The sequence below is a fragment of the Virgibacillus doumboii genome (genome assembly GCF_902806455.1).
GTDB classification, from domain to species: Bacteria; Bacillota; Bacilli; order Bacillales; family Amphibacillaceae; genus Lentibacillus; species Lentibacillus doumboii.
Window position 1 is genome coordinate 1,719,785 of sequence record NZ_CADCWQ010000001.1, and the last position, 21,920, is coordinate 1,741,704.

Genomic DNA, 21,920 nt, shown 5'->3' on the forward strand with positions numbered 1-21,920 from the left:
TTTGATAAAAGTCTGTTAAAATTTTATCGGTTGGAACTACAATACATACTAAAAGAGGTGTAAACAATGGAAAAAACATTTTTAATGGTAAAACCAGACGGTGTTCAACGTAATCTTGTAGGAGAAATTGTAAACCGTTTTGAAAGAAAAGGATTTAAATTAGTTGGTGCTAAGCTTATGCAAATTTCCAATGACCTTTCAGAGAATCATTATGGTGAACATAAAGAAAGACCATTTTTTGGTGAATTAGTGGAGTTTATTACTTCCGGACCAGTATTTGCTATGGTGTGGGAAGGTGAAAATGTTATTGCAACTGCCCGCGACATGATGGGTAAGACAAACCCACTTGAGGCTGCAGCAGGAACAATTCGTGGCGACTACGGCATGACTGTTGGAAAGAACGTAATCCATGGATCTGATTCACCTGAAAGTGCAGAAAGAGAAATCAATTTATTTTTTGATAACAATGACATTTTGTCTTATTCAAAACAGGATACTTCCTGGATTTACTAAGCTGCTGAGCCTCCGATTTATCGGAGGCTTTCTTAAAAGAGGTTGTTCAAAAGGGAACGAAAAGAGGCGTAATGGGGATGTCTGAGGAGTATTTGGAATTCGTCACGAATATTAAGCGAAAATTGGGGATTGATTTAACGCTGTACAAGGAAGCGCAGATGAAGCGCCGACTAACTTCATTACGAAATAAACGCGGCTACCCCAGCTTTAATCATTACTTTTCCGAGATTATTAGCAATGACATACTTCTTAAGGAGTTTTTGGATCGGATAACGATTAACGTGTCTGAATTCTACCGTAATCCAAAAAGGTGGGAAGTATTAAAAAATGCTATTCTTCCTGAATTAGTCAATAAAAGGGAGAAGCTTTTTATTTGGAGTGCAGCATGCTCTGCAGGTGAAGAACCATACAGCATTGCCCTGTTGATTAAACATCATCTTCCGAATGCCGAATTTCAGGTTTTAGCAACAGATATTGATGAAAATGTACTCGAAAAGGCTAAACTGGGTGTATATACGGAACAATCACTTAAAGAGCTGCCAGAAATATTAAAACATAAATATTTTACTTATGGACAAGGCTTATATCATTTAAGTAATGAGATTAAGAGGCATGTCCGTTTCAGAAAACATAATTTACTTGCAGATAAATATCCAAAGGCAGTTGACTTAATTTTATGCCGCAATGTGCTGATCTATTTTACCGATCAGGCAAAGGATCGAATATACCATCATTTTTCCAAGTCTTTAAGGCATAATGGTGTATTGTTTGTTGGCAGTACCGAGCAAATATTCAGTCCAAACAAATACAACTTATCACTCGCAGATACATTTTTTTATAAGAAGGATATTGTATAAGTACGTTTGTCACCAGAACAAGCGTATTTTTATTATTTGGCTGTTTTCGTAAATTAAGTTTTTTAACCACATAGTTGATATAAAATGCGCAGTGACCGCCGCGTTTGATTTCCGCTCCGGGCAGTCTCTTTTACACCTCCGGATACCAGGGCGACATCTGCTCAAAAAGTACGTTTTCGCAGTGTCTTCTTAGCCGCGGGCAACGCTTCAGCCTCCGTTGCGAAAACCACTCTGCGGGGTCTTCAGCCGTTGGGACTGCGATTACTCGCCCCACCGAAAACCTTTTGCTTTCCCAGCAGGAGTCGACTGCCCTCCGCTCCAATCATACGCTGTTGTTATGTGCTAATCTAAAGGTTGTCTTAGGCTTATGATAACAGCAATTGAAACGTTATTCATCTAACCCAGCGGAGGAAATACATGCCCCTGCATCAGGGGTATGCCGACGTTGGCCGACGAGGCCGGTTTTAGTCGGCCTTCCTTCTTACGGGAGCAGAGGCCTAGGTGAGACCACTGAGTGCGCCAGCACGAAGGGGGCTCATCAGCCGCCCACGGAAAGCGTAGTGTATTTCCGCAGCGGTGATATAGCACTCCATAATTAAAAAAAGTTACTGCGCATTATATAGATTTTGTGCCAAAAGTAATAAACTTTCATAAACCACCTTATTTTTTCAATATTTTTTTATTAAATACAACAAAAATAAAATGAGATATGATATAGTTATACAAAATTCCTGACAAGGAGGTTGTTTCATGCGGTATTTAACAGCAGGTGAATCACACGGTAAACAGTTAACAACAATTATTGAGGGAATTCCATCAAATATGCCGCTTGTTAAGGATGATATTAATGAATCATTGCTTCGCAGGCAAAAAGGTCATGGACGTGGAAAAAGAATGCAAATAGAAAAGGACCTTGTGGAGATAACAAGTGGCATCCGTCACGGTTATACACTGGGGTCACCCATTTCACTCGTCATACATAATAACGATTTTAAACATTGGGTGGATATTATGGGAGAAGACCCATTTGAGGAAGATAAAAAAATCAGACGGACAATTTCCCGTCCCAGACCAGGTCATGCGGATTTAAACGGTGCATTAAAGTATGGACATCGTGACATGAGGAATGTTCTGGAACGTTCATCAGCACGTGAAACCGCTGCAAGGGTTGCTGCAGGGTCAGTAGCCAAAACGCTTCTTAAACATTTAGGAATAGAAGTTTCTGGATATGTTAAGGAAATTGCCGGAATTGTGGCCAAAGAAAATTCTGAATTAACAATGGATGAACGAAAAACTGTTTCCGAGGAATCACCTGTCCGTACATTGGATAAAGATGTTGAGCAGCAAATGATGGATGCAATTGACCAAGCCAAAAAAGATGGTGATTCAATCGGTGGTGTTGTCGAGGTATATGTTGAGGGAATGCCAGCCGGTATAGGTTCCTATGTACACTATGACCGGAAGCTGGACAGTAGAATTGCCGGGGGTGTAGTCAGTATTAACGCCTTTAAAGGGGTTGAGTTTGGACTTGGATTTGAGGCGGCGCGGAAAAATGGCAGTCAGGTACATGACGAGATTGCCTGGGATGATGATAAAGGGTATTATCGAAAAACCAACCGCCTTGGTGGATTTGAAGGGGGAATGACAACCGGTATGCCTATCGTTGTCAAAGGGGTAATGAAACCAATCCCCACACTGTATAAACCACTAAAAAGTGTTGATATCGAAACAAAAGAGACTTTTACCGCCAGTATTGAAAGATCGGATTCCTGTGCGGTACCTGCTGCTTCCGTTGTGATGGAACATGTAGTTGCCTTTGAACTTGCTAAAGCAATTACGGAACAATTTCCAAATGACCAGTTCCCGAAATTACAAGAAGCAATTAAAGCATATCGCGAAGAAATAAGGAGCTTTTAAATGAAAGTCACTAAAGTGGTATCATCCTCTAATATATACAATGTTTACGTAGGTGAAAAACTCCGGAATGAGCTGGAACAGTTTTTACCTAAAAAATATACATCTGTATTCATTGTAACTGATGAAATAGTAGCAAATTATTATTTGGAAGATGTTAAAAGTAGTCTATCCAATTCAAATGTTATTTCGTCAGTAATTCCACATGGTGAAAAAACGAAAAACATTGATACGTTTTATCAGCTTCACACGGATGCATTGCAATATGGCCTGGATCGTGAATCACTTATTATTGCACTTGGCGGCGGTGTTGTTGGGGATGTGGCAGGCTTTGTTGCAGCAACTTATATGCGCGGGATTGATTTTATTCAGATGCCGACAACGATCCTTGCCCATGACAGCAGTGTCGGCGGAAAAGTCGCGATAAATCATGAACAGGGAAAGAACATGATTGGCAACTTTTATTCACCGTCCGCTGTTGTCTTTGATGTGGAAACACTTCAGACTTTAGACAAAAAGGAAATCAGGTCAGGTTATGCAGAACTTGTCAAGGAAGCATTGCTTGCAGATGCAGATTTTTTTAACAGTATATTGGATTCTGATTTGTCCACGCTTACTATGCTGGCAATGTCTGACCATATAAATAAGGGAATAGCAATAAAAGCAACAATCGTGGAGTCTGATGAAAAGGAAGCAGGAATACGAAAGTATCTTAATTTAGGACACACCATGGGCCATGCCTTGGAAGCATTATTAGGATATGGAGACCGAACACATGGGGAAGCAGTTGCAATTGGATTATTATTTGCCATGCATGTCAGCGAACAATACTTCAAAGTTAAGCTCCCATATAAACAACTTAGTAAATGGCTTAAAGACAACAACTACCCAATAGAGCTTCCAGCTATAAATACACATCATATACTAAATAAAATGAAATTGGATAAAAAGACAGTTGATACCAACATTCAGATGATTCTTCTATCGAAAATTGCAAAACCGGAAATCGTTGAAGTTAATGATGCAGATCTTTTAATTTATTTGGATTCATTTATTAATCGATTAGCAAATTGAAATTAATAAAGGACAGGTGGGTAATAGATGGATAGTAAACAGATTTTGAATGAATTAACTCCATACAAACAAGGAATGCAAATTAAAGATGTAATGGAAGAATATGGGTTGGAGCGAATTGTGAAACTGGCATCAAATGAAAATCCATTTGGTTACTCAAAAAAGCTTGATGATTATTTTTCAAAACAATTTCCTTCGTTCGATATTTACCCGGATGGATATACCGCAGAATTAAGAAGTGCACTCGCAACCAAATTAAAAATTACTGAAAATCAGCTTGTTTTTGGGAGCGGGACAGATGAAGTTGTCCAAATGGTTGCTCGTGCTTTTCTATATCCGGGAGTTAATACAGTTATGCCTTCCCCAACATTTCCGCAATATAAGCATAATGCTTTAGTAGAAGGGGCTGCCATCAAAGAAGTTCCGACATTAAATGGATATCATGATTTACAGGGAATGCTTGATGCAATCGATGAGCATACCAATGTGGTTTGGCTATGCTCGCCTAACAATCCAACAGGAAGTGTTATACCACGGGATAAGTTTATGGCTTTTATGGAAAAGTGCCCTGAACGAGTCCTTGTAGTTTTGGACCAAGCTTACTATGAGTATGCTGACAAGGATATGGACTTGAATGCAATTGATCAGCTGTCAAATTATGAAAATTTATTGATTCTGCGCACATTTTCCAAAGCTTATGGGTTGGCTGGGTTACGCATCGGTTATGGTATAGCAAACAAAGAGCTGATTGAAAAGCTGGATGTTGTAAGAGGACCATTTAACACTTCTTCCTTTGCACAAAAAGCTGCACTAATTGCATTGAATGATGATGATTTTATTGCAGATACAGCATCCAGAAACAGATCTGTAAAACAATCATTTGAAACATTTCTTGACTCTATCGGATGGCATTACTACGACTCCCAAACAAATTTTCTGCTGATTTCGACTCCTGTCAGCGGGGATGAAGTGTTTCAATATTTATTAAAGAATGGATTTATCGTGCGCTCGGGTGAAGGAATTGCAAGTCCTAGGACGATTCGTGTAACAATAGGTAAAGAGGAAGACATGAAGCAATTGCAGGAATTATTGCATCAATTTCATTTGGAATTAACTAAGGGGACATTGAAATCGTGAAAAGAACAATTTTTATAATCGGATTAGGACTGATTGGGGGTTCATTAGCCAGAAGTATTGCTAAATCTAATGAAAAACATATAATTGGCTATGATGTGGACCAGCACACCCTTGATTTTGCACATATGAATGAAATCATTGATGAATCAAGCACAGATTTTACGGAATCAGCACAACAAGCCGACATTATTATTCTGGCAACACCAATAACCGAAACGCTTTTCTTTATTAAAAAGTTAAATCAAATCCCATTCGACCATGAAGTTATTGTAACTGATGTTTCATCCGTTAAGAAGCCAATTATCGATGCAGCTAATGAAATATCAAATGAACATATTACTTTTATTGGCGGACATCCAATGGCCGGGTCTCATAAAAAGGGTATACAGGCCTCAAAGGCACATTTGTTTGAAAATGCTATTTATGTACTTACTCCATCTGAAACTTGTTCGGACACTTCTATTAGTGCAATAAAAGAAGTACTGAAAGCGACAAAAAGTAATTTTATTACACTTCAGGCAAGTGAACACGATGAAATGACCGGGGTAATTTCCCATTTCCCTCATTTGATTGCATCTTCGCTTGTTCACCAGGCAATAAAATGGGGAGATACGCATACTTACATTCCGAAGCTTGCTGCCGGTGGCTTTCGGGACGTCACCAGAATTGCATCGAGTAATCCTGAACTGTGGCAGGATATTTTTTTCCACAATCGGGGGAAAATGTCCCAGTTACTTCAGGACTGGATAAATGAGATGACGGATATTAAACAATTAATTGAACAAAACAGTAAGTCCGAAATAATTAAATACCTTAAACAGGCGAAGGATTATCGTGATGGCCTGGGAACAGCGAAGAAAGGTGCCATACCGTCATTCTTTGATTTGTATGTGGACATCCGGGACCAGACCGGTGCAATTGCTTCCGTCGCTAATGTTTTAGCTGAAGAGGATATAAGCATTACGAACATAGAAATATTGGAAATTCGGCAAGGGATTACTGGTGTGCTACGATTAACTGTTTCAACAAAAGAGGCACAGCAGAAAAGTTATCAGATTTTACATAAAGTTGGCTATGAAGTAATGCTTGAAAAATAATGGTCATGGCAAAGGAAGTGAATAGTGTTGAAAAATATGAAGTTAACACCAAGTTTGCGTTCCTTAACCGGGGAACTGACAATTCCCGGAGATAAGTCTATTTCACATAGGGCGGTTATCCTCGGCTCACTTGCTGAAGGAACGACAAAAATAACTAACTTTTTAAATGGCGAGGATTGTTTGCGAACTGTTGCCGCATTCAGATTATTGGGTGTAGAGATTGGAGAAGAGGGATCAACACTGCATATTCATAGTAATGGTTATTCGAAATTTAATGAACCGACTGAACCCATCTATTTTGGCAACTCGGGGACAACCGCCAGATTAATGCTTGGCGTGTTGGCAGGACTGCCTTTTTTCACTGTTGCACACGGCGATGCTTCGTTGACAAAACGCCCCATGGACAGGGTAGTCGTTCCTTTAAAAGAAATGGGAGCATCTTTCAATGGCCGCAATAATGGCAATTATTTACCGTTGGCTATTAATGGCGGGGAACTTAAAGGAATGCAGTACACAATTCCGGTGAAAAGTGCCCAGGTTAAATCTGCTTTATTATTTGCCGGGTTATTTGCTGATGGGATAACTGAAATTATTGAACCAGCCGCAACAAGGAATCATTCGGAAAATATGCTGGAAGCTTTCGGAGCAAATATAACCAGACAAGGAAATCAAATAAATATTAATAATGGGCAACTGAAGGCGACAGATGTTCACGTGCCAGGGGACATCTCTTCTGCAGCATTTTTCATTGCAGCTGCAGCAATCGTTCCGGAAAGTAATGTAACCTTAATTAATGTAGGACTCAATGAAACCCGAACCGGAATCATTGATGTGTTAACAGATATGGGAGCTTCCATTACTATTTCCAACAAGCAAACAGTCAGCGGTGAGACAATTGGTGATATTACAATCAAACATCAAAATCTAAGAGGAACTGTAATTGAAGGAGATATCATTCCACGTTTAATTGATGAGCTGCCAATTATTGCCTTAATTGCTACACAGGCTGAAGGCAAAACAGTTATTCGTGATGCTGCTGAACTGAGATTAAAAGAAACCGATCGCATTGATGCAGTAGCTGCCGGCCTTACCCAATTAGGTGCAAATATTGAACCAACAGAAGATGGAATGATAATACACGGTGCCAATCAGTTAAATGGTGGCTTTGTTTCTTCGTACAATGATCACCGAATTGCAATGATGCATGCGGTTGCCTCACTGATTGCAAATGATGATGTTACAATAGATGATGTTTCTTCAGTTGCCATCTCATATCCAAATTTTTTCCGTGACCTCGAGTCAATTTGTAATTAAATGCTGTTTGATACACAAAAGATATATAATGCGCTGTAACTTTAGATGAGTGTTAGACCACCGCTCCGGAAATACACTTCGCTTTCCGTGGGCGGCTGATGAGCCTCCTTGCTCCTTCGTCGCTGCGGAGTCTCATCTAGGAGTCTGTCCGATGGAATAATTTTTGTGAATATATATGCACTTACACTGAATAATCAATGTATATTCCGCCGTATTTCGAATAAAAATACGACAATTTCACTTCGTCGGACAGCCTCCTAGGCCTCTGCTCCCATAGGAGTCTCCGTGTATTTCCTCCGCTGGGTTAGATGAATAACGTTTCAATTGCTGTTATCATAAGCCTAAGACAACCTTTAGATTAGCACATAACAACAGCGTATGATTGGAGCGGAGGGCAGTCGACTCCTGCGGGAAAAGCAAAAGGTTTTCGGTGGGGCGAGTAATCGCAGTCCCAACGGCTGAAGACCCCGCAGGAAGTGGTTTTCTTCCGAGGAGGCTGAAGCGTTGCCCGCGGAAAGCGACTGCCCGCAGCGGAGATCATTCGCGGCGGTTAATGCGCATTTTATATCTGCTTCGCGGTTTGAAAGTAAAAAAATTACGAATCTAATTAAATAATTCAATTCGTTAATTAGCAGAATCTGTATCGGGCAGATTCTTTTTCATTTGAACAAATATGCACTTTTATGTATGATGAAATTCACCAGATAGTTATGTAGAAAGGATGTTCATTGTGGACACCGAAATCATGGAAGCCGTTCATTTAATGGAAAGTAAACAAGCAGAAAAAGCAATTTCAAAATTAGATAAATATTTACCTAAAGCTGATGATGAAGAAAAATATACGATAGCTGAATTGTATATCCAATGGGGGTTCTTAAAAGAGGCTGGTGAGGTACTGCACGAATTACTGCAAAAGTATCCTAATGAAGGTGAAATCAAGATAATGCTTGCCGAGGTTTACACTGAGTTGGAGAAGGATGAAGAAGCTATTGAGTTATTGAATGAAATTGAAGAGGATGACCCGGCCTATGTCCAAACATTGATTCAATTAGCGGATTTATATCAGGCGCAGGGACTGTTTGAGGTTGCGGAACAAAAGCTGCTGACAGCCAAACAGTATGAACCAAATGAACCGATTATTGATTTTGCACTTGGAGAGCTGTTGTTTTCCACTGGTTCGTACAGACATGCCATCACATACTATGAAAAAATCTTGCCTGTAACGAATGAAATTGCAAATGTTTCAATAAATGACAGACTGGCAGAAGCATATGCGGCATCCGGGGAATACGAACGTGCTTTGAGTATTTTTCAGGAAATAGATAGCGAAGATCCGGATACATTATTTAAATACGGCTTCACTGCACTTCATGCTGGCCGCACAGATATTGCAATAAAAGCCTGGGAGCAGGTAATCGAACTTGACAAGTATTATCATTCTGCCTACTATCAGTTGGCCAAGGCGTATGAGGATGAAGAAATGATAAACGAAGCTTATAGTACCGCCAAAAAAGGTATAGAAGTTGACGAATTTAATAAGGAGCTTTACTTTTTTGCCGGAACGCTTTCACATCAGCTGAATGAAGATACTGAAAGTGAAAAATGGGTGCGTGAGGCAATCGCGCTTGACCCTGACTATAAAGAAGCAATTTTATTTTTAATTGAGCTGTTTAAAAATCAAAATAACCATGAAAGCATTGTTGAATTAATTAATGAGATCAAAGAGTTAGGTGCGAGTGATCCACTGTATGAATGGGAGCTTGCACGCGCATATAATGAAATCGAATCATATGATAATGCATTAAAACACTATATGGAAGCATATAATAGCCTAAACCAGGATAGTGATTTCCTTAAAGAATATGGATATTTTCTAACTGAAGAAGGGAGGATGGACACAGCAATTCCTGTATTTGAAGAATATTTGAAGCTTCAGCCATTAGATGCCGACGTTGAGGATTTTGTTATACGGTTAAAGCAGACAACAGAAAATTAATTATGTTGCTTAGGGAGGTTAAACATACGAATGCAAACTCCTATTTCCGTACAGGATAAAAAAAGCTTTATTAAATGGTTTTTAAACAATTATCAATTAAAAAAGCGTGAAAGTGTCTGGATTTTAAATTACTTGGTCAATCACAAAAAGATATTATCAAACGTCCATTTTGTCCGCGAAGCAAAATTTTGTCCAAGAGGAATCGTTATAACAAGTCATTGTTCTGAAGAGGTTCCTTTTCGTTTTTATAAAAATCAATTGGTAACTACTGATGCAGAAAAGTCATTTCATGATATCCGTATGAATCAGCATGAACCGTTATATATTCAATTGAATTTTAAAAATGCTAACCAGAATATCTATTATGCAGCGGTTTTAGTTGAAAATCCATTTATTCCGGATGAGTATTTCATCACACAAAAGGATCAGGAACTGGCGAAGCAGCTTTTGGATAAAATGATTTATGAGTACCATAGAAATATATTGCAGGAAAAAATAGACCTTGCCTTGGATGAAAGGGACCGACAAGCCTTTCAAAAACTTGCGAAAGAATTACATAAACTTGAATATAGGCAATCGTATCAACCTAACAGCTGAGGCAATAGGTTGATTTTTTTTATTTAAATAAGATAAGATTTAAATAATGGTCATAATTTTTTCCGATTGTTAAAGAATAGATAGAAAGGCAGGAAGTATACTATGAAATGGAATAATAAAGATTTACAGGAATACATACAGGCTAAAGAGTATGTTGATACTATTATTGTTCCGCTGTTGCCATTTCACTTATCGAAAGACACAGAATATGTAAAAGACGCTTTTCAGCGCGAGGTATTAGATGCCTTTACACACGAGCTGGAAAAGGAACTTACGGGGAGGGTGATGCTGACCCCAGTGTATAATTACATTAAATCTGCCAGTAAAGATGAGGAAATCGAGCGAATCAATTCATGGGTTGATGAGATTGAAAAACAGCCATTTACTTACATTTTCCATGTTACGTTTGATTCTTCATGGAAAAAAAGTGAGCAATTACTAAAAGGTACATTATTATGGCTTCCCGGAGCCGGAAATGCTTCGCAGACAAATGACTTACGACCGGTAATCCGCAGTCAGGTTGAACAAGTAAGTGAGCTTATAAAATCCTACTGGAGCGATAAAGATTAATCTACATAATTAACCCTTTTCTCATCCATTTTACGAAACTTTTGTTACAATAATGATTATATATTGACCGGACAAACAGTTTGCGCTATTATGGTAATGTCCTAGTAATCTGATTAAATTTAAATTGTCCGTGAAAAATGTATAGAGGGGGGAAAATCATGAGTGAAGACAAGAAGCAAGTATCCCGTCGTCAGTTTTTAAACTATACCCTTACAGGTGTTGGCGGTTTCATGGCAGCAGGTTTGATGGTATCGCCACTCAGAATGGCAATTGATCCCGTTTTGCAGAAAGAGTCAGCTGCTGGAGACTTGGCAAATGTTGGTTTGTCTGCAGATGATATTACAAATGAGCCACAACGAGTGGATTGGGAAATCAATCAGGTTGATGGCTGGTATGAATCCAAAGTTGGTAAATCTGCATGGGTATATAAAGATGATAATGGTGATATCGTAGCACTTTCCCCAATTTGTAAGCATTTAGGCTGTGTTGTTTCATGGGAAGGTAGCGATGATTATCCAAACGAATTTTTCTGCCCATGTCATGGTGGACGCTATTATAAGAGCGGTGAGAACGTTCCAAATACACCACCAACAGCAGCTTTGGATGTATATGAACACAAAGTGAAAAATGGGATGTTGTTCCTTGGTAAAGCACATCCACAAGGGGAGGCGTAACAGTATATGCTACAGAAGATATATGATTGGATTGATGAACGCGTAGATATTACGCCTTTATGGCGCGATATTGCCGATCATGAAGTACCTGAACATGTTAATCCTGCCCATCATTTTTCAGCTTTTGTTTATTGTTTTGGAGGATTGACATTTTTCGTAGTAGTTATTCAGATTTTGTCAGGTATGTTCCTGACGATGTATTATGTTCCGGATATTGAGAACGCTTGGAGATCTGTTTACTATCTGCAAACTGAAGTCGCGCATGGTCAGATTGTTCGCGGCATGCATCACTGGGGTGCCAGTGTTGTTATTGTAATGTTATTACTACATACATTGCGCGTATTTTTCCAGGGTGCTTATAAAAAACCACGTGAACTAAACTGGATTGTTGGTGTTCTTTTATTCTTCACCATGCTTGGTCTTGGTTTCACAGGTTATCTATTGCCTTGGGATAATAAGGCTTATTTTGCAACACAGGTTGGACTTGAAATCGCGGAACAGGTACCGTTTGTAGGTGATGAAATAAAAACATTACTCGCTGGTGACGAGGAAATTGTTGGCGCCCAGACGCTTGCAAGATTCTTTGCAATCCACGTATTCTTTTTACCTGCCGCATTATTCGGTTTAATGGCAGTGCACTTCTTGTTAATTCGTAAACAGGGAATTTCCGGACCACTATAAAATAAAAGGAGGTTAAGCCGTGCATAAGGGTAAAGGAATGAAGTTCGTCGGTGACTCACGTATTTCCGCCGAACGCAAACCAAACATACCAAAAGATTACTCTGAATATCCTGGCAGAACAGAAGCATTTTGGCCCAACTTCTTATTAAAAGAGTGGTTGGCCGGATCTGTATTTTTAGTTGGATTTTTATGCTTAACACTTGCACATCCATCTCCACTGGAGGGAATGGCTGATCCGACTAACGCATCATATATACCACTGCCGGACTGGTACTTTCTGTTCTTATATGAACTTTTAAAATATGACTTTGCGAGTGGACCATATGTTTTATTTGGTATTTTGATAATCCCAGGACTTGCATTTGGTGGGTTGCTATTGGCTCCATTTCTTGACAATGGACCAGGAAGACGACCACATCAACGGCCAATTGCGGTTGGTATGATGTTATTGGGATTGGCTTCTGTAATTTGGCTGACATGGGAATCATCATCAGCTGTTAACTGGGAGCAGCGTGCTGAAGCCAATAAACCAGTTCATCCATCTGAAAAGGTCGAAATTAACAAGGAAGATCCCGGGTATGCAATCTATGAGAATAATTGCATGAGTTGTCATGGTGAAGATTTATCAGGGGGGGCAGGACCTCCATTAACCGGAATTGATCGATCAGCTGATGAAATTGCCAAGATTGCCCGTGAAGGTGTTGGTTCAATGCCACCGGACCAATTTACAGGATCTGATGAGGAATTGCAGAAATTAGTTGACTTTATTGTTTCAGTCAACGAAAAAGCAAAATAGTACATGTTTAATATGAGGACACCTTTGCCAAACGTCGGTGAAGGTGTCTTTTAACATTAATGTGTTTGATGAAGAGGGATTATAGATGATTAAATACATACTTCTGGATAAACGGGTTTTAATTTTATTATTCGTTATTAATTTATTTGGAACTGCTTATGGTTATTACTGGTATCGCTTCCAGCTTGCGGAAACACCTGATATATTTTTACTGTTTGTTCCGGACAGCCCGACTGCAAGTTTATTTTTCACTGTGTTTTTACTGTTTTTTATTTTTAACAAAAACACCCCATACATAGAGGCACTGGCTATTATTACATTGTTTAAATATGGTATTTGGGCAGTAGTCATGAATTTATTAACGTTATATGTTGAGGGTACTCTGAGCTGGACCGGATACATGTTAATGTTTTCACACGGAGCAATGGCAATTCAGGGATTATTATATGCTCCATTTTACGCCATAAAACTGCGGCATATCGTTTTTGCCGCAGTCTGGACACTGCATAATGATATAATTGATTATATATTTGAAATGATGCCGGCGTATTCTTCTCTAACCGTATATATGAATGAAATCGGTTATTTTACGTTTTGGCTTAGTATTTTATCGATATTCATAGCTTATAAACTAACAATTAAACCTGCTAATTCATTAACGTAAACCTGTTATATATTGCAATCACCGCACATACATTAGTTGAAGAAGATGTTATGTGAGGTGATCTCTATGAACTTTTCTTCCGTTGGTAAACACATGATTATTTTGATCATAGGGATTTACATTTTATTGATAATACCTGTAAAAACCCATGCTGAAGGACAATCATTACTTATCGGAGCTAAGACAAATACTGAAATGGCACCCTTTTACTGGATGGTGGCAATTGTTGGTGGATGCATCGCCATTACATTAACTTATGTGAGCTGGAGAAAATATAAAGGTGAAAAAAAGAAACAAATTAACAAAGATTCAAACAGTTGACTAAATATCAGTTTTTGACTATAATTGACCATATGGTATTTACTTAAATAACGATGGAGGAATGAACATGCTAGCTGGTCTCGGTGGATATATAATATACATTGCTTTGTTATTGATAATACCTATTTGGGCACAATCAAAAGTAAAAAGTACGTATAAAAAATATTCCAAAAAAGCAATATCATCACATATGACCGGTGCAGAGGTTGCCCGTAAAATCCTTGATGATAACGGTATATACGATGTGGATATTCAGGAAACAAAAGGGATTTTATCCGATCACTATGACCCACGTAAAAAAGTTGTTAGATTGTCAAAAGGAAATTACCATGGTCAATCAATGGCCGCTTCAGCTATTGCAGCTCACGAAGTAGGACATGCAATCCAGGATGCACAGGATTATGCATTTCTGCGTTTCAGATCCGCACTTGCTCCTGTTGCTGCAAAGGGCTCAAATATTTCATTCTTCTTTATTTTGGCTGGTATCTTTTTTGGAATGACAAATATGCTGCTACTTGGGATTATTTTCTTTTCCGCAGCAGTACTGTTCCAGTTGATTACATTACCTGTTGAATTTGACGCCTCGAACAGAGCAATGGGACAGTTGGTCTCAACAGGTGTTATCCGAAATAATGAAGAACGTGAAACGAAAAAAGTTTTGAATGCTGCAGCTCTAACCTATGTAGCTGCCGCTCTGGTAGCCGTAGCTGAATTGGTAAGATTTATTTTAATCTATGCTGCAAGCAACGAATAAACAAAAGGGATGACATGAAGGATGTCATCCCTTTTACTGTTTTGGATATCTCTCTTCAATGCTATAATCGTTTCCCAGTGCAAAAAAGTGGCATTGATTATATTAAAATAGAATGCCACTTTTTATCTTTCGCAAACGATAATAGTAGTGAGAAGTGTTTTAATCTTCAATTGGATTTTTATTTTCATCCAATGTAAAACCTTCACCGACAACGTCATGGACAGAGCTAACTGCGACAAATGCATGTGGATCGATTGCATTTATTAAATTTTTTAACCTTACGATCTCATTTCTTCCAACGATACAATACAGAACATCGCGTTTTTCACCAGTGAAACTGCCTTTACCGTTTAATACAGTTACACCGCGATCCATATCTTTAATTATTTTTTCAGCTATGACATCACTATGACCGGAAATGATTGTCGCTCCACGTGCGGAATAAGCACCTTCCTGAATGAAATCAATCACTCTGGCACCGATGTAGACAGCAACTAGGGTATACATACCTTCTACCCATTCCAAAAAGGTAATCACGGAGGTTGTGATAACAATAAAATCAAAAAGGAACATTGTTTTACCCATGCTCCAACCAACATACTTATGGACAAGTCGTGCAATGATATCAACACCGCCTGTAGTGCCGCCATACCGGAAAATGATCCCCAGTCCGACGCCGATGAACACACCAGCAAATAAAGCAGCAAGTGTCATATCCGATTGTAAATATGTGGGGAAGGGATTTATTTGAAATACATATAAAAATATTGATACTGCAACAGTTCCGATAATCGTATATAAAAAAGTGTTTCGGCCTAGAAATTTCCATCCAATAAAAAATACTGGGACATTCAGAATAATGTTTGTAATAGCAGGGTCCCATTCCCATAAGAAATAGAAAAGTAATGTTATACCAGTAAATCCGCCTTCACCAAGATTATTTTGCATATTAAAGTGAACGATACCAAAAGAAAAAATAGCAGACCCCAGCAAAATAAAGATAATGTTTTTAATCTTTAGTCCAAATATCATTTATAAATCCTCCAATCTTACATCTGCGTTGCAAAATGACACTTTTATTATTATAGACAATTAACGCATGCACTACAATCAATACAAAACGGTTCAGATAAATAATTTGTCAAATTAAGGCTATTTAGCTACCATTAAAAGAGATTAACAAATAGAGGAGCATTTATTATGTCAGAAGAAAAACCAATATATAATACAACTGAAATTCAACAACGTGTAGATGAATATATCTCTCAATTTAAAGAAGGATACTTTTCTCCTCTAAGTCTTATGGCAAGATTAACCGAAGAAACTGGAGAATTAGCACGTGAAGTGAATCATTTCTATGGAGAAAAACCAAAAAAATCTATCGAGACGGATAAAACTGTTGAAGAGGAACTAGGAGATATCATCTTTGTTCTAACCTGTTTTGCAAATTCACTTGATATCGATTTATCGGAAGCATTTGAACGATCAATCAGCAAAATTGAGACAAGGGACAAAAACCGCTGGACACGTAAAGAATAAACGACACAGTTTATCAACATAGGAGGCACTAATCATGAGTATAAACATAATTATCGCAGGACCACGGGGTAAAATGGGTTCGGAAGCAGTTCAGATGGTCAACAATGAACAATCATTTGATTTGGTTGCTTGTCTTGACCGCAAAAATAACGGAAAAATCATGAAAGATCTTGACGGGCTTCCGGATCTGGATGTACCAATTTATGAAGATCCTGAACAATGCTTCCAGGAAGTGGATGCAGATGTTTTTATCGACTTAACTGTTGCAGAAGCAGGTTTTGAGCATACGAAACTGGCATTGTTGTATAATATTCGACCGGTTGTTGGAACATCAGGATTTACTTCTGACCAAATAAACGCCTTAGCTGATACGGCAATCACGAATAACATTGGTTGTATTATTGCTCCAAACTTTGCTGTAGGTGCTGTATTAATGATGCAATTTGCAAAAACAGCTGCAAAATATCTGCCTGATGTTGAAATAATTGAAAAACACCATGACCAAAAATTGGACGCCCCTTCAGGATCAGCAGTTAAAACTGCCGACCTGATCAGAGAAACAAGAGAAAGTAAAAGACAGGGGCATCCAGATGAGAAAGAAACGTTAAAAGGTGCAAGGGGTGCAGAAACAGATGGAATCAGAATCCACAGTGTACGATTGCCGGGTCTTGTTGCTCATCAGGAAGTTCTTTTTGGCGGTCCTGGTCAAACATTAACAGTGAAACATGATTCTTATAATCGCGGATCATTTATGGATGGGATAAAGCTATCCGTAATCAAAGTTATGCAGTTAAAAAGATTAGTATATGGATTGGAAAATATACTTGAATAGGTGGGATTCGATGAAGATCGCATTAATTGCACACGATAAAAAGAAACAGGATATTATCAATTTCAGTAATGCCTATAAGCATGTGCTAAAAGATCACCACTTATTTGCAACGGGAACAACTGGAAAACAAATAACGGAACAAACCGGGCTTAGCATTCATCGATTTCAATCCGGGCCGATTGGCGGCGATCAGCAAATAGGGGCAAAAATTGCCAACAACGAAATGGATGTTGTCATTTTTTTCAGAGATCCGTTAACCGCTCAGCCGCATGAACCTGATGTAAGTGCACTTATGCGGCTTTGCGATGTTCATTTAATTCCATTGGCAACGAATCTTGCTGCTGCAGAAATTGTAATCCGTGCATTGGCAAGAGGTGACTTCGACTGGCGAGAGATAGTAAAACAGAGCGGACAAGAGGGAACAGACTGATGAAAAAAATCGGTGTTACATGTTATCCAACAATTGGCGGATCCGGAATTATTGCGACAGAACTCGGAAAAATGATGGCAGAACAAGGTCATGAGATTCACTTTATTACCTCCAGTCTGCCTTTCCGGTTAAATCGGGTTCATACAAATATTTACTTTCATGAGGTGGAGGTCAGTCACTATCCTGTTTTTCAATATCCACCATTTGACCTTGCCCTTGCCAATAAAATGGCTGAAGTTATCGATCAGGAAAAACTCGATATTCTTCATGTCCATTATGCGATGCCACATGCCATCTGTGCTATCTTGGCCAAAGACATTGCCGAACATGATGTAAAAATCGTTACCACGTTGCATGGGACAGATATTACTGTTCTTGGGATAGATCGTTCCCTGAAGAAAATGATCAGACACGGCATTGAGAAATCCGACGCCGTAACTGCTGTCTCAAATAGTCTGGTAAAACAAACAAGGGAAATGCTTCATGTAAATAAAGATATTAATGTTGTCTACAATTTTGTTAATGAAGAAGAGTATACTAAAAAAGATTTGCCGGAAATCAGACAACAATATGGTATCGCTCCTGATGAAAGGGTAGTTATCCATATTTCCAATTTTCGAAAAGTGAAACGTGTAAATGACATTATACATACCTTCTATAAAATCCAGGATAAAATCAAAGCAAAATTACTTTTGATAGGGGATGGCCCGGAATACTCTGAGGCGTATCAGCTGGTCGAGAATTTGGGGATCACAGATAAGGTGTTGTTTTTAGGAAAACAAAAAAACGTCAGTGATCTGCTGTCAATATCCGATTTGAAATTGTTAATGTCTGAAAAGGAAAGTTTCGGATTGGCGTTACTGGAGGCGATGTCCTGTGAGGTTCCATGTATTGGGACAAATATTGGCGGAATTCCCGAAGTAATAAATCATAATGAGACCGGCTACATAGTTGAACCCGGAGATACTGAACAGGCAGCGGAATATGCGATTCAATTGCTAGGAGATGATTCACTATTGGAACGCTTCTCCAGTAAAGCACTGGCACATGCCAGAAATAATTTTTATTCATTGGATATTGTTCACCAATATATTAAGCTGTACGATGATATTATGAACAAAAATTAAAAGTAATAATGGTGATTCCTATGTTATTGACCGATCCTTTTATGGAAGCAAAAGAAATATTGGACTATATTGAAAAACATGATTATGAAGCCTATTTTGTTGGCGGTTGTATAAGGGACCTGTTGCTTAACCGTGAAATAGGTGATATCGATATAGCAACGTCCGCGCCACCGAGTGTCATTCAGCAGATATTCAATAAGGTTATCCCGGTTGGATTGGAGCATGGAACAGTCATCGTACGGCATCGTCATCAATCGTATGAGGTCACTACTTTCCGGGTTGATGGCGATTATTCTGACCAGCGGCACCCGGATACTGTAAAGTTTGTTCAAACGATTGATCAGGATTTGAAACGACGTGATTTCACCATTAATGCACTTGCAATGGACAAAAAAGGAAAGCTTATCGATTTATTTGATGGAAAAAAAGATATTGAGGAAAAAGTAATACGGACTGTCGGCAACGGATATGACCGATTTATGGAAGATCCTTTACGCGTCATACGTGCACTTCGTTTTTCAAGTCAACTCGGGTTTTCCATAAGCAATGAAACATTATCAGACATGAAATTGGTTAAAAGTGAGACGGAACATCTTGCGGTTGAGCGGACATGTGCCGAAATCACCAAATTATTCGCAGGAAATCATGTTAACAATGGTATTTCTTACTTAATAAATACAGAAGTATATAAGTATCTTCCTGTTATGATAGAATATCCATATATCATTAAACTTTTTCCAAATAAAATGAAACCTTTACAATCATTCAGTTCAGTTATTGCATTTTTTCACTATTTGGATCCGGCAATCAGTATTCATTATTGGGTGAAGGAATGGAAATGCTCAAATAAAATTAAGTATGGAGCTCTAAGCTTATATGATGCACTAGCCTACTATAAAAATAACGGAGTGGACCGTTGGCTTGTTTATAGCTTACCATCCGCATACTATGAGGAATTCAGCGTATTAACTGATATTTTATTTCCGGATAAAGTAACGATGGAACAAATAAATTCAATAGACATAAGAGTTCCGATCAAGTCAAAAAAGGACCTTGCAATAAACGGAAATGATGTGCGTGAAATGTTTCCTGAGATAACAAGTGGTCCATGGATTCGGAATACATTACATGCAATTGAAATGGAAGTTGTTATCGGCAAAATAGCAAACAGTAAAAACGATCTGAAGGAATGGATAAAATGGAATCAACACGTAACAGATTAATCGAACTGCTGGAGACCAGTAATGATCAATTCGTTTCCGGGCAGTCATTATCTGAGAAATTGAATATTTCCCGCAGTGCAATATGGAAACATATGAAAGAGCTTGAAAAAGACGGGTATCAAATTGAAGGAGTTTCCCGGAAAGGATATCGGATTGTCAACTCACCCGATAAGGTCAGCGTAAATACAATTCAATGGGGGTTGAAAACGGACTGGCTTGGTAAAAAAGTTATACATAAATCGTCAACAACAAGTACTCAGCAAATCGCCCATCAGGCTGCCAATGAAGGTGCAGAGCATGGAACAGTGATCATAGCTGATGAACAAACAAAAGGGAAAGGAAGAATGGAGCGCCAGTGGTATTCCACAAAAAACAAAGGTATATGGATGAGCATTATACTCAGACCGAATCTTCCACCGGTTATGGCGTCCCAATTAACATTACTGTCAGCGACGGTTCTGGCAGATGCTATAACTGAACATACAGATTTAAATCCCAGGATAAAGTGGCCAAACGATATTTTAATTAGTCACCGAAAAACGGCAGGTATTCTTACGGAACTGCAGGCTGAGCAGGATCAGATTACGTATGTTGTAATTGGAATCGGGATAAATGTAAATCATGCAGCAGGAGATTTCCAGAAAGATATTAATAATAAAGCGACTTCTTTATGTTTGGAGTCAGGGGTTAGATGGAAAATCAGGGACCTTATCCAGCATATATTACTGACATATGAAAAACGTTATGATTCGTTCATGAAAAATGGTTTCCCGGAAGTAAAACACAAATGGGAAAACTACGGCTACAGAATCGGGGAACAAATTAAAATCAGGACATTACATAAAGAATGGGAAGCAAAATTTCTGGGAATTGCAGAGGATGGTGCATTACTAACAGAGACGAGTGAAGACGGGATCAAAAAACTATATTCAGGGGAAATTGAATGGTTTACAAAGGGAGGGGAGCAAGTATGAAAAGTAGACTGGATTTTCAAAAAATGAAGGAAGAGGATAAGAAAATATCGATGATTACTGCATATGACTATCCTTCTGCAAAGCACGCTGAAGCGGCTGGTGTAGATATGATCCTGGTTGGTGATTCATTGGGGATGGTTGTGCTTGGGTATGATTCCACAGTAAAAGTTACTGTAGATGATATGGTTCATCATGCCAAAGCTGTCAAGCGTGGTGCGGGCAATACATTTGTGGTGGTTGATATGCCGTTTATGTCTTATCAAGTTTCACTGGAGGAATCATTGCGAACTGCCCGGGATATTTTCCAACAGACAGGTGCACAGGCTCTCAAAGTGGAAGGGGCATCGGAAGAAATACTGGAACTTGTTAGACGATTAACAGATGCCGGAATACCTGTTGTTGCTCATTTAGGATTAACTCCGCAGACGGTCAACGTATTGGGCGGCTATAAAGTACAGGGCAAAGATAAAGAAGCCGGTGAGAAACTGCTCCACGATGCAAAACAACTCGCCAAAAGTGGTGCTGTTTCACTGGTATTGGAATGCGTACCGAAAGAACTTGCCGCAATCGTCACAAACGCTATTTCCATTCCAACGATCGGAATAGGTGCAGGTATTGATTGTGATGGTCAGGTTCTTGTCTACCATGATATTTTAATGTATGGAGTGGATCGATTGCCGAAATTCGTTAAAGCTTATACGGATTTCAACAAAGTTGGGAAAGAAGCATTGGAGAAATACATTACTGATGTTAAAAACAAATCCTTTCCGCTGGATGAACATTCATTTCATATTAAAAATAAGGAACTTTTACCAAACGATTAAGAGGGTAGAGAT

Annotated in this window: 24 protein-coding genes; 23 read left to right on the top strand and 1 reads right to left on the bottom strand. The window is 38.8% G+C overall.

The window, feature by feature from the left end; all coding sequences use genetic code 11:
* The first annotated feature begins 66 nt into the window (after positions 1-66).
* The 16 genes from ndk (at position 67) to G6R02_RS08395 (ending at position 14,959) form a co-directional block, all read left to right on the top strand.
* Positions 67-513: a nucleoside-diphosphate kinase gene (ndk, locus tag G6R02_RS08320; protein ID WP_164668761.1), complete on the top strand. Its 447-nt coding sequence runs from the start codon at positions 67-69 to the stop codon at positions 511-513.
* A 77-nt stretch (positions 514-590) separates the two neighbouring features.
* Positions 591-1,370: a CheR family methyltransferase gene (locus G6R02_RS08325; RefSeq protein ID WP_164668762.1), complete on the top strand. Its 780-nt coding sequence runs from the start codon at positions 591-593 to the stop codon at positions 1,368-1,370.
* A gap of 750 nt (positions 1,371-2,120) precedes the next feature.
* Entirely contained in the window at positions 2,121-3,287 is a 1,167-nt protein-coding gene (aroC, locus tag G6R02_RS08330) for a chorismate synthase (protein ID WP_164668763.1), read from the top strand.
* Positions 3,288-4,358, top strand: coding sequence for a 3-dehydroquinate synthase (aroB, locus tag G6R02_RS08335; RefSeq protein WP_164668764.1), 1,071 nt, complete (start codon positions 3,288-3,290; stop codon positions 4,356-4,358). It abuts the gene before it with no gap.
* A gap of 27 nt (positions 4,359-4,385) precedes the next feature.
* The gene (gene hisC, locus G6R02_RS08340) at positions 4,386-5,495 is read left to right on the top strand and encodes a histidinol-phosphate transaminase (RefSeq protein WP_164668765.1); all 1,110 of its coding nucleotides are present in this window, start codon (positions 4,386-4,388) and stop codon (positions 5,493-5,495) included.
* Positions 5,492-6,592: a prephenate dehydrogenase gene (locus G6R02_RS08345; RefSeq protein ID WP_205520081.1), complete on the top strand. Its 1,101-nt coding sequence runs from the start codon at positions 5,492-5,494 to the stop codon at positions 6,590-6,592. Before hisC ends, G6R02_RS08345 begins: the two co-directional genes overlap by 4 nt.
* Positions 6,593-6,619: 27 nt before the next feature.
* Entirely contained in the window at positions 6,620-7,906 is a 1,287-nt protein-coding gene (aroA, locus tag G6R02_RS08350; RefSeq protein WP_425509029.1) for a 3-phosphoshikimate 1-carboxyvinyltransferase, read from the top strand.
* A 730-nt stretch (positions 7,907-8,636) separates the two neighbouring features.
* Positions 8,637-9,902: a tetratricopeptide repeat protein gene (locus tag G6R02_RS08355; RefSeq protein WP_164668766.1), complete on the top strand. Its 1,266-nt coding sequence runs from the start codon at positions 8,637-8,639 to the stop codon at positions 9,900-9,902.
* Positions 9,903-9,932: 30 nt separating this feature from the next.
* On the top strand, positions 9,933-10,499 hold the full coding sequence (locus G6R02_RS08360; protein ID WP_164668767.1) for a ReoY family proteolytic degradation factor: 567 nt from the start codon (positions 9,933-9,935) through the stop codon (positions 10,497-10,499).
* Positions 10,500-10,601: 102 nt separating this feature from the next.
* Positions 10,602-11,069 (top strand): DUF2487 family protein, encoded by a 468-nt coding sequence (locus G6R02_RS08365; RefSeq protein ID WP_164668768.1) that lies wholly within the window; start codon positions 10,602-10,604, stop codon positions 11,067-11,069.
* Between the two features lie 158 nt (positions 11,070-11,227).
* The gene (locus G6R02_RS08370) at positions 11,228-11,743 is read left to right on the top strand and encodes a QcrA and Rieske domain-containing protein (protein ID WP_164668769.1); all 516 of its coding nucleotides are present in this window, start codon (positions 11,228-11,230) and stop codon (positions 11,741-11,743) included.
* A 6-nt stretch (positions 11,744-11,749) separates the two neighbouring features.
* Positions 11,750-12,424 (top strand): menaquinol-cytochrome c reductase cytochrome b subunit, encoded by a 675-nt coding sequence (gene qcrB / locus G6R02_RS08375; RefSeq protein WP_164668770.1) that lies wholly within the window; start codon positions 11,750-11,752, stop codon positions 12,422-12,424.
* A 19-nt stretch (positions 12,425-12,443) separates the two neighbouring features.
* Positions 12,444-13,220 carry a menaquinol-cytochrome c reductase cytochrome b/c subunit gene (locus G6R02_RS08380; RefSeq protein WP_164668771.1) on the top strand — a complete coding sequence of 259 codons (777 nt, stop codon included), beginning with the start codon at positions 12,444-12,446 and terminating at the stop codon, positions 13,218-13,220.
* An 85-nt stretch (positions 13,221-13,305) separates the two neighbouring features.
* Positions 13,306-13,884 carry a lipoprotein heptaprenylglyceryl N-acetyltransferase LhaT gene (gene lhaT, locus G6R02_RS08385; protein WP_164668772.1) on the top strand — a complete coding sequence of 193 codons (579 nt, stop codon included), beginning with the start codon at positions 13,306-13,308 and terminating at the stop codon, positions 13,882-13,884.
* A 66-nt stretch (positions 13,885-13,950) separates the two neighbouring features.
* Positions 13,951-14,205, top strand: a complete 255-nt coding sequence (locus G6R02_RS08390; protein WP_164668773.1) for a sporulation protein YpjB — start codon at positions 13,951-13,953, stop codon at positions 14,203-14,205.
* Between the two features lie 67 nt (positions 14,206-14,272).
* Positions 14,273-14,959: a zinc metallopeptidase gene (locus G6R02_RS08395; protein ID WP_164668774.1), complete on the top strand. Its 687-nt coding sequence runs from the start codon at positions 14,273-14,275 to the stop codon at positions 14,957-14,959.
* A 159-nt stretch (positions 14,960-15,118) separates the two neighbouring features.
* On the opposite strand, the gene G6R02_RS08400 is transcribed toward G6R02_RS08395, so the two are convergent.
* Positions 15,119-15,991 carry a YitT family protein gene (locus G6R02_RS08400; protein WP_164668775.1) on the bottom strand — a complete coding sequence of 291 codons (873 nt, stop codon included), beginning with the start codon at positions 15,989-15,991 and terminating at the stop codon, positions 15,119-15,121.
* Between the two features lie 168 nt (positions 15,992-16,159).
* On the opposite strand from G6R02_RS08400, the gene G6R02_RS08405 reads away from it, so the two are divergent.
* The 7 genes from G6R02_RS08405 to panB are packed head-to-tail and all read left to right on the top strand — an operon-like array spanning position 16,160 to position 21,908.
* A complete protein-coding gene (locus G6R02_RS08405) occupies positions 16,160-16,498 on the top strand; it encodes a nucleotide pyrophosphohydrolase (RefSeq protein ID WP_164668776.1) in 339 nt (112 codons plus the stop codon).
* A 34-nt stretch (positions 16,499-16,532) separates the two neighbouring features.
* Positions 16,533-17,330: a 4-hydroxy-tetrahydrodipicolinate reductase gene (dapB, locus tag G6R02_RS08410; protein ID WP_164668777.1), complete on the top strand. Its 798-nt coding sequence runs from the start codon at positions 16,533-16,535 to the stop codon at positions 17,328-17,330.
* Between the two features lie 10 nt (positions 17,331-17,340).
* The gene (gene mgsA / locus G6R02_RS08415) at positions 17,341-17,760 is read left to right on the top strand and encodes a methylglyoxal synthase (RefSeq protein ID WP_164668778.1); all 420 of its coding nucleotides are present in this window, start codon (positions 17,341-17,343) and stop codon (positions 17,758-17,760) included.
* On the top strand, positions 17,760-18,887 hold the full coding sequence (bshA, locus tag G6R02_RS08420; RefSeq protein ID WP_164668779.1) for an N-acetyl-alpha-D-glucosaminyl L-malate synthase BshA: 1,128 nt from the start codon (positions 17,760-17,762) through the stop codon (positions 18,885-18,887). The genes mgsA and bshA overlap by 1 nt, the downstream gene beginning before the upstream one ends.
* A 20-nt stretch (positions 18,888-18,907) precedes the next feature.
* The gene (locus G6R02_RS08425; protein WP_164668780.1) at positions 18,908-20,110 is read left to right on the top strand and encodes a CCA tRNA nucleotidyltransferase; all 1,203 of its coding nucleotides are present in this window, start codon (positions 18,908-18,910) and stop codon (positions 20,108-20,110) included.
* On the top strand, positions 20,086-21,084 hold the full coding sequence (locus tag G6R02_RS08430; protein WP_164668781.1) for a biotin--[acetyl-CoA-carboxylase] ligase: 999 nt from the start codon (positions 20,086-20,088) through the stop codon (positions 21,082-21,084). Before G6R02_RS08425 ends, G6R02_RS08430 begins: the two co-directional genes overlap by 25 nt.
* On the top strand, positions 21,081-21,908 hold the full coding sequence (gene panB, locus G6R02_RS08435) for a 3-methyl-2-oxobutanoate hydroxymethyltransferase (RefSeq protein ID WP_164668782.1): 828 nt from the start codon (positions 21,081-21,083) through the stop codon (positions 21,906-21,908). Before G6R02_RS08430 ends, panB begins: the two co-directional genes overlap by 4 nt.
* Positions 21,909-21,920 lie beyond the last annotated feature (12 nt).